The organism is Verrucomicrobiales bacterium (genome assembly GCA_016793885.1).
Classification (GTDB): domain Bacteria; phylum Verrucomicrobiota; class Verrucomicrobiia; order Limisphaerales; family UBA11320; genus UBA11320.
In genome coordinates this window covers 168778-181911 of record JAEUHE010000179.1, presented here as the reverse complement: position 1 = coordinate 181911, position 13134 = coordinate 168778, and the positions used below count along the sequence as shown (strand labels likewise).

The 13134-nt window shown below is 59.8% G+C and carries 9 protein-coding genes; all 9 read left to right on the top strand.

Features of this window, described 5'->3' with window-relative positions; all coding sequences use genetic code 11:
- The first annotated feature begins 68 nt into the window (after positions 1-68).
- The 9 genes from JNN07_20970 (at position 69) to JNN07_20930 (ending at position 12988) form a co-directional block, all read left to right on the top strand.
- Positions 69-1349 carry an ABC transporter substrate-binding protein gene (locus JNN07_20970; GenBank protein ID MBL9170220.1) on the top strand — a complete coding sequence of 427 codons (1281 nt, stop codon included), beginning with the start codon at positions 69-71 and terminating at the stop codon, positions 1347-1349.
- 25 nt (positions 1350-1374) lie between these two features.
- On the top strand, positions 1375-2160 hold the full coding sequence (ntrB, locus tag JNN07_20965; protein MBL9170219.1) for a nitrate ABC transporter permease: 786 nt from the start codon (positions 1375-1377) through the stop codon (positions 2158-2160).
- 23 nt (positions 2161-2183) lie between these two features.
- Positions 2184-3098 (top strand): ABC transporter ATP-binding protein, encoded by a 915-nt coding sequence (locus tag JNN07_20960; protein ID MBL9170218.1) that lies wholly within the window; start codon positions 2184-2186, stop codon positions 3096-3098.
- Positions 3099-3165: 67 nt separating this feature from the next.
- Positions 3166-4068 (top strand): ABC transporter ATP-binding protein, encoded by a 903-nt coding sequence (locus JNN07_20955; protein ID MBL9170217.1) that lies wholly within the window; start codon positions 3166-3168, stop codon positions 4066-4068.
- Between the two features lie 34 nt (positions 4069-4102).
- Positions 4103-5602: an alginate export family protein gene (locus JNN07_20950; protein MBL9170216.1), complete on the top strand. Its 1500-nt coding sequence runs from the start codon at positions 4103-4105 to the stop codon at positions 5600-5602.
- Between the two features lie 25 nt (positions 5603-5627).
- Positions 5628-7424 (top strand): sulfite reductase subunit alpha, encoded by a 1797-nt coding sequence (locus JNN07_20945; protein ID MBL9170215.1) that lies wholly within the window; start codon positions 5628-5630, stop codon positions 7422-7424.
- A gap of 2 nt (positions 7425-7426) precedes the next feature.
- Entirely contained in the window at positions 7427-9187 is a 1761-nt protein-coding gene (locus JNN07_20940) for a NirA family protein (GenBank protein ID MBL9170214.1), read from the top strand.
- A gap of 2 nt (positions 9188-9189) precedes the next feature.
- Complete coding sequence (locus tag JNN07_20935; GenBank protein ID MBL9170213.1) at positions 9190-10764, top strand: dimethyl sulfoxide reductase anchor subunit; 1575 nt, start codon at positions 9190-9192, stop codon at positions 10762-10764.
- A 16-nt stretch (positions 10765-10780) separates the two neighbouring features.
- On the top strand, positions 10781-12988 hold the full coding sequence (locus JNN07_20930) for a nitrate reductase (GenBank protein ID MBL9170212.1): 2208 nt from the start codon (positions 10781-10783) through the stop codon (positions 12986-12988).
- Positions 12989-13134 lie beyond the last annotated feature (146 nt).

Here is a 13134-nt window from a genome sequence, read left to right as displayed (position 1 = left end):
TTGGCATGCTTTCTGTTCATGGGCTTCCAATGATTCATGAATCTACATCCCTCAATGCCAATTCTATCATGATCCAATCTCGACCTATTGCATCGCGGAAATCCTCACGCCGCCAGTTTCTCCGGACTTCCGCCGGCGGCACACTGGCGGGTGCCCTGTTGAGCGGCGTTCCGCTGGGTTGGGCCGGACGGGCCTTCGCCGACGACAGCCCCGAGTCGCCGAACGTGCGTTTCGGAATTATCGCGCTCACGGACTGCTCCTCGATCGTGATTGCTCACGAAAAGGGGCTCTTCAAGAAGTACGGCATTAACTCGGTGATCGCGAAAGGCGCGAACTGGGCTGCGATTCGAGACTCGCTCTCGAACGGGGATAATCAAGCCACCCATATGCTCTTCGGAATGCCGATTGCCTCGACCATGGGGTTGGCTGGATCTCCGAAGCGGCCCATGGTTATACCCTGGATCATCAACCGCAATGGGCAGGCCATCACTCTCAAGCTCGACTGGAAGGGTAAAGTGAAAGCAGATCCCAAGGAGCTGAAGCCCTTCGTCGACAAGGCGAAGAAGCTGGGCGAGCCGCTGACCTTCGCCATGACGTTCCCACCGGGAACCCACGCGATGTGGATGCGCTACTACCTGGGCGCCGGCGGGATCAACCCCGATAAGGATGTGGCGCTGATCACGATTCCGCCTCCGCAAATGGTGGCGAACATGAAAGTTGGCAAGATGGACGGGTTTTGCGTAGGCGAGCCTTGGAACGCCCGATCGGTTGCAGACAAGGTTGGATTCACGTCGATCACAACCCAAGAGTTGTGGAAGGATCATCCCGAAAAAGTCTGCGCCTTCACGGCTGACTTCGCAGAGAAGAATCCCAAGACCGTCAAGGCCGTCCTCAAGGGCCTGCACGAAGCCAGCGTCTGGTTGGACAAACTGGAGAACCGGCCGGAGCAGTCCGAAATCGTCAGCCGACCCACTTACATCAATTGTCCGAAGGACATGATCCTCGGGCGGCTGTTGGGCGACCACGACTATGGAGACGGCCGTGTCACCAAGGATCCGAACTACATGATTTTTAGCGACCGCAATACCAATTTTCCTCAGCCCAAGTACGCCAAGTGGTGGCTTTCCCAGTTCCGCCGCTGGGGCTTGGTGAGCGGCAGCCCCGACTACGAGGGCATTACCAAACAGGTGGTCCGACCGGACATCTACGAAGAGGCGATGAAGGAGATCGGCTACACGCACGGGGGAATGAACAACGCCCCTGAGACGCTTTTTGACGGAGTGAAGTTTGATCCTGCCGATCCTGAGTCCTACGCCAAATCTTTCCCGGTTCACTCGCTCAAAGGCTAACTCGCTCCGCGATCCCTCGCTAACTATGAAAAGCTTTACCGGTGATTGGCTGGTGCTCCCGCTGCTGGGTTTCTTGCTGACTTTGATCCTCTGGTATGCGACGAGCAAGACGGTGTCTAAGGAGCTTCCTTCGCCTTATCAAACCTGGCTGGACAGCAAGGAGTACGTGCTGAAACCATTCGAAAAACGCGGGGAGATGGACCAGGGAATCCTGCGGTTCACTTGGTATTCACTCATCCTGGTCGCCAAGGGCTACGTGATCGCGTTGCTGGTCGGAACCCCGCTTGGCTTCGTGTTGGGTCTGTCGAAGAGCTTCGCCAAAGCTTTCGATCCGCTGATCCAAATCCTTCGCCCGGTGTCGCCACTCGCGTGGCTGCCGCTGGGGATGGTCTTGTTCCTGAGCGCTGGCAAAAATGCATCGGAACTGGGTGCGTTGTTCACCATTGCGATCTGCGCCATGTGGCCGACGGTGCTCAACACCGCGGTTGGGGTCCGCTCGATTCCCCAGGACTACATCAATGTGGGGAAGGTGCTAAAGCTCTCGCGAACCAAGATGCTCACCAAGGTGCTCATCCCTGCCACGCTCCCCTACATGTTCACCGGTTTTCGTCTCAGCCTCGGAATCGCTTGGCTGGTGATCGTTGCGGCGGAGATGTTGACCGGGAGGCCGGGAGTCGGCGGGTTCCTGTGGCAGGCCTATAACGCACCGAACTACTCTCAAATGATTCTCTGCATCATCGTCATCGGGTTGGTGGGTTTTGCCTTGGACCGCCTCATGAGTGTTGTCGAGGTTCGGTTCAAAACCATCTGACCTGCACCCTCGCACTCTGACCTATGTCATTCTTGGAAATGAAGGGGGTTAGCAAGGGATTCGGCGTGCCGGGACACCGCACCGAAGTCCTGCACGACTTGAATCTGTCAATCCGGAGCGGAGAGTTTGTGGCGATCGTGGGTTACTCGGGCGCCGGAAAAACCACTTTGGTTTCTCTCATCGCCGGCTTGCTCCGTCCCGATGTAGGGAGCTTGACCCTCAACGGCAAGGAGATCACGCAACCCGGGCCTGATCGGGGCATCGTCTTTCAGAACTACTCGCTACTGCCCTGGCTGAGTGTTTATGAGAACATCTATCTCGCGGTCGATCAGGTGTTCTCCGATTGGACCGCCGATCAAAAGCGAAAGCAGGTCGACCGCTATATCGCCATGGTCAACCTGACTCCAGCCCGCCACAAACTCCCCAGCGAGTTGAGCGGGGGGATGCGCCAGCGCGTCAGCGTGGCCCGCGCTTTGGCCATGGACCCCCAAATGCTCCTCATGGATGAACCCCTCAGCGCACTCGACGCTCTTACCCGAGCCACGCTGCAGGATGAGATCGCCCGCATCTGGGAAGAGGGGCGGAAGACGGTCGTGCTCGTCACGAACGATCCTGACGAAGGAATCTATTTGGCCGATCGCATCATCCCATTGACCGCCGGACCGAAGGCGACCCTGGGACCGTCCATCACCGTGGATCTTCCTCGGCCGCGTGATCGGAAAGAGCTCAACCATTCGCCACGGTTTAAGGAGATTCGGCGCGAGGTTCTGGACTACTTGCTGAGCCACGGCACTAAACAGAAGACCTCGGTGGCCAAGACGCTGATACTGCCCGATCTGGAGCCGGAGGATCTGTCGGTGCCACCCCCATTGCTCGGATCACGAAAGCGACCGATCCGGCGCCGCGAGCTCAAGCGCGAAGTGGTCGAGATCGAGTGAGGCGACCGTTGCCTTCAAAACTGAGTGCAGGACGGTTGAACGATGCGAATCGAACGAGAGATCGAGAATGAGTGACTACCTAGAAATTCACAGTTTGTCCAAAGCCTTCCCCACCCCCCGAGGCCCGGCGGTCGTGGTGAAGAATTTTAACCTTCGGGTCAAGAAGGGTGAGTTCATCTGCCTCATCGGTCACAGCGGCTGTGGCAAATCCACGGTGCTGTCGATGGTGGCCGGTTTAAGTTCGGTGACGGAAGGCGGAATCATTTTGGCGGGCAAGGAGCTGGTGGGTCCAGGTCCCGACCGCGGTGTGGTGTTTCAGTCCCCGTGTTTGCTGCCTTGGATGACCGCTTTCGAGAACGTGAAGTTGGGCGTGGATCAGGCGTTTTATACCGCCAGCCAGGAGGAGCGGACGCAGATTATTGAATACTTCCTCACGGTAGTCGGGCTCAGTGATTCGATGCACAAGCGTCCGGCCCAGCTCAGCCAGGGAATGAGGCAGCGCGCCGGCATTGCTCGCGCCTTCGCGCTCTCGCCCAAGATGCTGCTGCTCGATGAACCATTTGGGATGCTTGACTCCCTGACTCGCTTCGAGCTTCAGCAGGTGCTGGTCGATCTGTGGAAGCGCGACCAAAAGACGGCGCTCATGGTTACCCACGATGTCGATGAAGCGCTCTTTCTGTCCGACCGGGTGGTGTGCATGACCGATGGGCCCGAGGCGGAGGTGGGAGAGATCCTCGAGGTTTCGTTCCCGCGTCCAAGGGTTCGCCAGGAGGTGCTCGATCATCCCGACTACTATAAGCTGCGCGAGCACCTCATGGGCTTTCTGAACGACCGCGCGCACAAGCGTCCGCCGAGCCACGGAAACCGATCCCAGGGGCCGTCCATCGCGACGAGTCCCGAACCGATACCTTCACCTACGCTGCCATTGACGGCATCCCCGGTGCCGTCCAAGACCCTTCAAACCGTCTAAACCATCACCAGTCAACCCCACCAACCACCGATTCATGAACCAACATCGACGCCTCCACCTAGCGCCCTTCGCTCTGGGAGCCTTTGCCCTCGCTCAAACCAGTGCGGTCCACGCGCAGTACGCGCCGCCTCCGCCGCCCAGACCGTTCCAAGGCTTTTTGAACGAGTGGCTGCGCAAGGACGATCCTTACATGGCCGCGTGGGATATCGGAGGCTCGGTTCGGATGCGCTATGAGTTGAAGGACAACTTCGGCATCGCCGGTGCCCCGAGGTCCTTGGATTTTCGGAACACGAATGCGGATGTCGACAACGCCTACCTCATGGAGCGCATCCGGCTGCGGGTGGGCTATACGGCTCCCTGGTGGAGCGCCTTGGTGGAGGGCCGCAGCAGCCTCGTGCAGGAGGACGATCGCTTCGCGTCCACCGCGCCGGTGGTCTACAAAGGCCGGGGGCCGGAGGCGGACAGCATCGATCTGCATCAGGCCTACATGACTCTGGGCAACCACAAGGAGTTTCCCCTCTCGCTCAAGGTCGGGAGGCAGGAGCTCTCCTACGGCGAGGAGCGTCTCATTGGCGCCTTTGCCTGGAACAACATCGGGCGCGTGTTCGACGCAGCCAAGATGCGCTGGCAGAACGCGTGGTTTGGGGCTGATTTCTTCACGAGCCGCGTGGTCATTCCGGAAGACTCTCGATTCAACGTCAGCAACGACTACGACTACTTTTCAGGATTTTACGCCACGTCGCCGCTGATCCAAAAGCACTCCCTGGACTTCTATTTTCTGGCGCGGAACGCCAGCACCAAAGCAGCCCGCGCGGAGTTGACACCGCAGGCTCCGCAGCCCAGCGCACGTGACATCTATACCTTGGGGGCACGGCTCAAGTCGTCGGCCGGCCAGTTTGGAAACTGGGACTATACCCTGGATCTGATGGGGCAGTTCGGCCATTTCAACGATACCCGGGCCGGAGTGCCTTTGCGCAGCCAGGAGCATCTGGCCTATGCCTATGTGCTCCAGGGCGGTTACACCTTCCCGGATTCCTTCGGAACTCCCCGCATCGGCCTGGAGTATTCCCACGGCTCAGGCGACTCCAATCCCCGGGACGACAAGCACGGCACGTTTGAGAACTTGTTCCCCACGAACCACAAGTTCTATGGCTACATGGATTTTGTATCCTTGCAGAACATCCATGATGTGCGAGTCATCTACCAACTCAAACCCCACGCGCGGCTCAGCATAGCTCTGGAGGGACATCTCTTCTGGTTGGCCAACACTTCGGACAATTTTTACAACGTCGGGGGCGCTCCCCGGGGAGGAGGCGCAGCCAACGGGACGGGGTATGGCGTGAATTCCAACTACGGATCCTTCGTGGGCTCGGAGGTGGATTTGATCGCGGGATACGCCCTGACCCGGTTCGCTCAACTCGAGGTTGGCTTCGGACATTTCTTCGCGGGCTCTTACATCGACAAGACGTTCCAGGGCATCGGGGGATCCGCCGACGCGAATTATCTCTACACTCAGCTCAACGTGAACTTCTGAGCGTCACGGACTTTGTCGTTCGCCTATGCTGCCCATCTTGCCCGAGAACGCCCCCTTCAGCCCCGAGCAGCGAGCCTGGCTCAACGGGTTTCTCGCCGGCATCTTCAACGATCGCTTGGCCGAGGCGGGTGCCTCGGCGGCAGCCCGAGCTAGCGAGGGGCCTAAGGCTCCGCTCCTGGTATTGTTCGGATCACAAACGGGCACTGCGGAAGGGTTGGCCAAAAAGCTGGCCAAGGAAGCGGAGCGGCGGGGGTATGCACCTCGGGTCATGCCGTGGAACGATTACGCCAAGGCCGAGCTGGCGCAGCAGTCGATCTTGGTGGTCATCACCAGCACTTGGGGTGATGGTGACGCGCCGGACAACGCCGCGGCGGGTCTCGCTTGGCTCAGCTCCGAACAGGCTGCCGACCTGTCTCGCCTTCAATACGCGGTTTTAGGGCTAGGGGATCGAAACTATTCCGAGTTCTGCGGAGCGGCCAAGAAGTTCGATGTCCAGCTATCAGCTCGCGGCGCCAAACGCCTTGTCCCCACCGGGGAATGCGATGTGGACTACGAATACACCGCTCAAGAGTGGATCGCTCGGTTCTGGGAATCGCTTCCCAACCTGGAGTCGACCGGCTCAGCTAAGGCCGCAGTCCGAGGTCCTGGGGCGCCACAGCCGGCGGAGGTGGTGTCCCTAGAAAAGCCGACGGCGTCATACCACCGTCAGAATCCGTTCCCCACGCGACTGAAGACGAACCGCCGACTGAACCACCCTGATTCCACCAAAGACACGCGTCATTTAGAGATTCTGCTGAACCATCCCGATCTCACCTATGAAGCGGGCGACGCGCTCGGAGTCACGCCTTCGAACTGTCCGGTGCTCGTGGAGGAGTTCCTGGCTGCCGCCGGATTGCTCGGAGACGAAACGGTCGAGATTTCGGGGATCGGCTCGGTAAGTCTGCACGATGCCCTTCTGCGCTGGTTGAACATCACCCAGCCTACGCGGGAACTGCTGGAGCACGTCGCGAAACGGACCAATCACCCGGTGTTGGAGGGCCTTCTTCAACCCGAGCGCAAGCGCGAGTTGGACTCCTGGCTTTATGGGCGTGACATCGTGGATGTGCTCCGTTCAGGGCCGAAGGCTAGCTGGCAGGCCCAGGAACTGGTGGGATGGCTGCGTCGCATGCAGGCTCGGCTCTATTCCATTTCCTCCTCGCCGAAGGCTCATCCTGGCGAAGTGCATGTGACCGTTGGAGCTGTGCGTTATGACGCGCATGGAAGGACCAAGAAAGGCGTGGCTTCGTGTTGGCTGGCCGACCGAGTCGTGCCCGGCCAGACCGAAGTTCCCGTGTTCATCCAGACCAGCCATGGGTTCAGGCTGCCCTCCCAAGGGGCAACGCCGGTGATCATGGTGGGGCCCGGCACTGGCATCGCACCTTTTCGAAGCTTTTTGGAGGAGCGTGTCGCGACGGGTGCCAGCGGACGGAATTGGCTGTTTTTCGGCGACCAACGTCGATCCCATGACTTTCTCTATGAAGACCAGATTCTGAACTGGCAGAACAGCGGCGTGCTGTCCCGGCTCGATCTAGCCTTTAGCCGCGACCAGGCGGAGAAGGTCTATGTGCAGCATCGCATGATCGAGGGAGCCGCAGAGCTTTGGCGATGGCTGGAGGAGGGGGCGCATTTTTATGTCTGCGGCGATGCCAAACGCATGGCTAAGGATGTCGATGAAGCCCTCCATCGGGTCGTTCAGCAGATGGGGGGCAAGACCGAGGACGGCGCCCGGGAATACGTCGCGGGAATGAAGAGCGCGAAACGCTATCAACGGGATGTGTATTGAGCATGAAAACCGAATCCTTAGGTCTGACTCAGGTGGCCGGTGAGAAGCTGAACGCGCAGCAGACAGCGTATTTGGATGGCTTTTTTGCCGGGCTCAAGAATCGGGGCTTTGCCTTTGCAGGGGTGGACGGCCCGACAGAGGCAACGGCTGCTCAGGGCAAAGTCAGCCAGGCTTCCTTGGAAGACCTGACAGCCGAAGAACGGATCAAGCGCGAGCTGCACCCACTGGACGCGTATCCTTTGCTGCTGCAACACGCCGCTGCCAACCAGGCTCCGGACAAGGAAAACACCTATCGATTCAAATGGCACGGACTGTTCTACCTTTCTCCGGCGAAGGACGCCTTCATGGCTCGTCTGCGGATTCCCGGGGGCGAGCTGAAGACATTCCAGCTGCGTGAGCTGGCCCGTATCGCGCAGGATCTGACCACCGGATATGTGCAGATTACGACCCGGGCGAATCTTCAAGTTCGCCATATCCAGCCCAAGGACGCTCCCGAGCTTCTCCGTCGGATCCAATTGATCGGGCTACATACCCGTGGAGCCGGAGCGGACAATGTTCGAAACCTGACCTGTGACGCCACGAGCGGCCTCGATCCCCAAGAGCTGATCGAAACCTTGCCCTTGGTTCACGAGATGGCCCAGGTCATCCTCAACACTCGCGAGTTCTACGATCTGCCGCGCAAGTTCAACATCGCGTTCTACGGAGGAGGTTCCATTCCCACGGTGGAAGAGACCAACGACATCGGCTGGAGTGCGGTGCGGCTGGACGAAGCGCGTGAGGGCCGTCCGGCGGGCATCTACTTCCGCTGCGCGGTCGGCGGCGCCACCGGGCACAAGGCCATCGCCCGGGATCTTGGCATCGTGGTCCAGGCGGCCGATCTGATCCGAGTCACCTCGGCCATGCTGAAGGTTTATGTCGCCCATGGAAACCGGACCGACCGGAAGCGGGCCCGTTTGAAGCATCTGCTGGAGACGTGGAGCTTGGATCAATTTCTGACGGCGACGGAAGAGTTGCTTGGATTCCCGCTGCTGAAGGAGCCATTGAAGCCGGCCATCGCGAGCACAGCGCCCGCGCGCTCGCATCCTCACGTGGGGGTTTATCCGCAGAAGCAGGACGGGTTGAGCTGGGTCGGAATTTCGGTGCCGGTAGGCCAAATCAGCCCCAAGCAACTACTTCGACTGGCGGACTTGGCCGATCATTACGGTTCCGGGGAGGTACGGTTGACGGTCTGGCAAAACATCATTTTGCCGAATGTCCCGGCGGCCTATTTAGAAACGGTGAAGAAGGCCTTGGTCAAGATGGGGCTGGGGTGGCAGCAGTCCAACCTGCGGACCGGGTTCATCGCCTGCACGGGGAACAGTCACTGCAAATTTGCGAGTTCGAACACCAAACGGGATGCGTTGGAGCTGATGGAGGCTTTGGATCGAGAAGTCGTGCTCGACCAACCCATCAACGTCCACCTGACCGGGTGCCCCAACTCCTGCGCCCAGCACTACATCGGCGACATAGGGCTGCTGGGGACCAAGGTCAAAGTGGAAGGGGAGTCGAAGGAGGGATACCATGTGTTTGTTGGTGGAGGCTTCGGAGGTCAGCCCCAGATCGGACGTCAGTTGTTTAGCGGCGTCAGTGTGGGGATGCTGAAACCGCTGATGACGCAGATCATACTAGGATACCTCAAGCATCGGCTGCCGTCGGAAAGCTTTCAGGCTTTTGCCTCGCGCCACGACATCGGGCAGCTCCAAGTTCTGCTGGCCGAGAGCTAAGTATGGCCTCGGAATCCCGAACCCTGATTGATGAACTTCTGGCGGAGCAGGGGGCTCTCTCGGCGGTGGAGCGCTTCGCGAGTATCCATCCATCTAAAACCTCGACAACCACTCGCTATCGCGAACTGCTGCCCGCCTCCGCGCCGGCTCCTGGACAGCAGTATGCCTTCGAAGTGGATCTGGATCAGTGCAGCGGCTGCAAGGCCTGCGTAACTGCCTGCCATTCCCTGAATGGATTGGGAGACGGGGAGACCTGGCGCGATGTCGGTCAACTGGTGTCTCACAACGAAGCGAAGCCGTTTCAACAGACCGTCACCACTGCCTGCCATCACTGTGTCGATCCCGGCTGCCTCAACGGCTGTCCGGTGCTCGCTTACGAGAAGGATCCGGTCACCGGAATCGTTCATCACTTGGACGACCAGTGCATTGGCTGCCAATACTGTGTTCTGAAGTGCCCCTACGACGTGCCGAAGTATTCCGACCGACTAGGCATCGTGCGCAAGTGCGACATGTGCTCCCAGCGCCTGGCAGTCGGTGAGGCTCCGGCATGTGTTCAGGCCTGTCCCAACGAGGCCATCGCCATCACCCTGGTGAGCCAGGAGGAGGTGCGAGCGAACCGATCCAGCGAAGGTGCCGCGTTTCTGCCCGCCTCCCCCGATACCCGGCTCACCCTGCCGACCACTCAGTATCGCAGCCAACGTGGTCTGCCGGCCGGCCTTCGCTCCACCAACTTTCAAGAGGCGCAGCTTCAGCCAGCGCACTGGCCGCTGGTGATGATGCTCGTAGGCACTCAGTTCGGAGTTGGAGCCTGGTGGGCCGCGCTGGCGGCGGCTGAGTCATCCGCTGAACGCCTTCGATGGATGTCATGGGTGGTCGGGAGTATAGGCCTCATGTCGAGCATTCCTCATCTGGGTCAGCCTCTCAAGGCCTGGCGATCATTCTTGGGCTGGAGGAAGTCCTGGATGAGCCGAGAGATCCTCGCCTTCTCGCTCTACCTGTCGACGGCCATTGTCGCGCTAGCGCTCCCGGTGCTCGAGAAGAGCGTGCCAGCGATCTCCAGTGTCTTGAACTGGACAGCGGGAGTTTCGGGACTGCTGGCGGTCATCTGCTCTGGCATGCTTTATCACGATACGGGCAGGCCAACATGGCAGAGGTGGCGGAGCGTGGGCCGATTTCTCCTGACGTCGATCCTTTTGGGGAGTGCTTCGGCGATGGCCTTGGCGATAGGTATGGGCTCGCCAGCAAGTGAGTGGTTTGCTCTGGTCGCCCTCGCGGGAACTGCAAAGCTGATCTTGGAGATTGTCTGTCTCTGGCCGCCAGGCGTCCCTCGCCTGGAGGGGGGCGAGGAAAGTCCGGAGGAGGTGAGTGCGCGGCTTCAATGGACGCGGTTGCGGGCACTCACCTGGGCTCGGCTGCTGGGTCTGACTCTCGGCGTCATTCTCCTCACAGGAATGGAGTGGGCTGGCGTGTCCAAAGCGGCCGCGTCCGTTTCCCTGGGGTTACTCGTCGCGAGCGAGATTGGCGAACGATATTCCTTTTTTCGAACCATGGTCGCGCGGCGCATGCCCGGCGTTTAGAACCAGTGCCTCACTTATGTTAATTCCATCGCCCAAGTCTTCCTGGTTCAGGCAGTGGAGCGGGCCGCTCACCCAGGAGTTGATTCAACGTCCCGGTGAATTCGGCTTGGGGACCGTTCCGGAGAACTTGGTCCCCGATGCCACCACAACGATGGTCTGTGGTTACTGCTCCACTGGCTGCGGTCTCAACGTGCACCTTCGCAACGGTGCAGCTGTAAACCTGTCCGCCGCCAGTGCGTATCCCGTGAACCTGGGCATGGCCTGTCCCAAGGGCTGGGAAGCCTTGGCGCCGCTGGCGGCCAACGACCGGCTGACCATGCCGCTGTACCGAGCTGCGTCGTCGGAACCACTGGCTCCGATCTCCTGGGGGGGAGCCATGGATCAGTTTTGCGGCCGGTTCAAGGAACTGCTGCGCAAGCACGGGCCGGAGAGCATCGCGTTTCTGAGCACGGGCCAAATCTGTACGGAGGAGATGGCCTTTCTCGGGGCTTTGTTCAAGTTTGGCATGGGGGGCATCCATTGCGACTCCAATACCCGGCAGTGTATGGCCACCAGCCACGTGGCTTACCGGCAGAGCTTCGGCTTTGATGCTCCGCCCTACACCTACGAGGACTTTGAGCAATCCGACGTGCTGGTCTTTATTGGATCGAACTTGTGCATCGCTCATCCGATTCTATGGCAGCGTGTGCTCCGGAATAGGCATCGACCCGAGATCATCGTCATCGATCCGCGGGCCACCGAGACCGCGATGAACGCCACCTTGCACCTCCCGATCGCTCCGAAATCGGATCTCGTCCTGCTCTACGGTCTGGCTTGGGCTTTGATCAAGCGTGGTGCCATTGATTGGGCCTTCGTCGAGGCGCACACCACCGGCTTCACCGACTTCATCGCGGCGGTCGAGAGTTACACGGAGGAGGTCGTTTGCCTGGCAACCGGGCTGCCCTTGGCCAGCTTTGGGCGTTTCGTGGATGCGATCATCAAAGGCCAGCGTGTGAGCTTCTGGTGGACCATGGGCGTCAACCAAGGACACCAAGCGACCCGCACCGCTCAAGCCATTATCAACCTGGCGCTGATGACCGGAAACATGGGTCGTCCTGGCACTGGCGCCAACAGCATTACCGGGCAGTGCAACGCCATGGGCTCGCGGCTGTTCGCCAACGCGACGAGCCTGCTCGGGGGACGGGATGTGCTGAACCCAGAGCATCGTGCGGAGGTTGCCGGCATCTTAGGCATTCCGCAGGATCGGATCGTTCCCCAGAAATCATTGGCTTATGATGAGATTGTCGCTCGGATTCGGGACGGCCGGATCAAGGGACTGTGGGTGATTGGGACAAACCCGTCGCACTCCTGGATCCAGCAGCGAGACTTAAATGAGACCTTGAGTCGACTTGAGTTTTTGGTGGTTCAGGACATGTACGGCAGCACGGAAACCGCGCGTCAGGCTCATTTGGTGCTTCCGGCCGCTGGTTGGGGCGAGAAGGATGGAACGCTGATCAACAGCGAACGCCGGATTGGCCTCGTCAAAAAGGTTGCGCGCGCGCCGGGACAAGCACTCAGTGATTTCCAAATCTTCCGTTTGGTCGCCGCCGCCTGGGGATGCGGGCCGATGTTCGAGCGCTGGAATTCTCCCGAAGCCACTTTTCAGATCCTCAAACAGCTGAGTGCGGGACGGCCCTGTGACATCAGCGGGATCGCAGACTACCGGATGCTGGATGAGGCGGGTGGTATTCAATGGCCATTCCGCAAAGGCGATCCGCTGATTACCGAACGACGGCTCTTTGAGAATGGTCGATTCTTCACTCCTGACGGACGAGCTGTCTTTCTTTCCGAAACCCCGGTTCCCGTGCCGGAACCGGCGGATGAGCAATTTCCCTTCGTCTTGCTCACCGGTCGGGGTTCGAGTTCCCAATGGCACACCCTGACCCGCACCAACAAGTCGGAAGTGTTGAAGAAGCTGGCGCCCAGCGAGAATTACATTGAGATGAGCCCACAGGACGTCGCTCGGCTAGGATTGACTCCCGGGCGAAAAGTCTCGGTGGTCTCTCGGCGTGCGACGGTGGACGTTGTTCTGCGCGCTTCCACCTCAGTGAAGCCAGGGGAGTGTTTCATGCCGATGCACTTCGTGGAAACCAACCAGCTCACCCTATCCGCCGTTGATCCCCATTCCCGCCAGCCCAGCTACAAGCATTGCGCCATCGCGGTGACGCGTCATGGAGTGCTGTAGCCCTCTACAGCTTTTCGGCCCCCCGGAGGGGGGGTCCCAGCTTCGCTGAGGGGACCAAAGCGGCAGAGGGCTGCCGCACTCCATATGGCCCTATTGCTCGCGAAGCGTTATGGAGTGCTGTAGCCCTCTACAGCTTTTCAGCACCG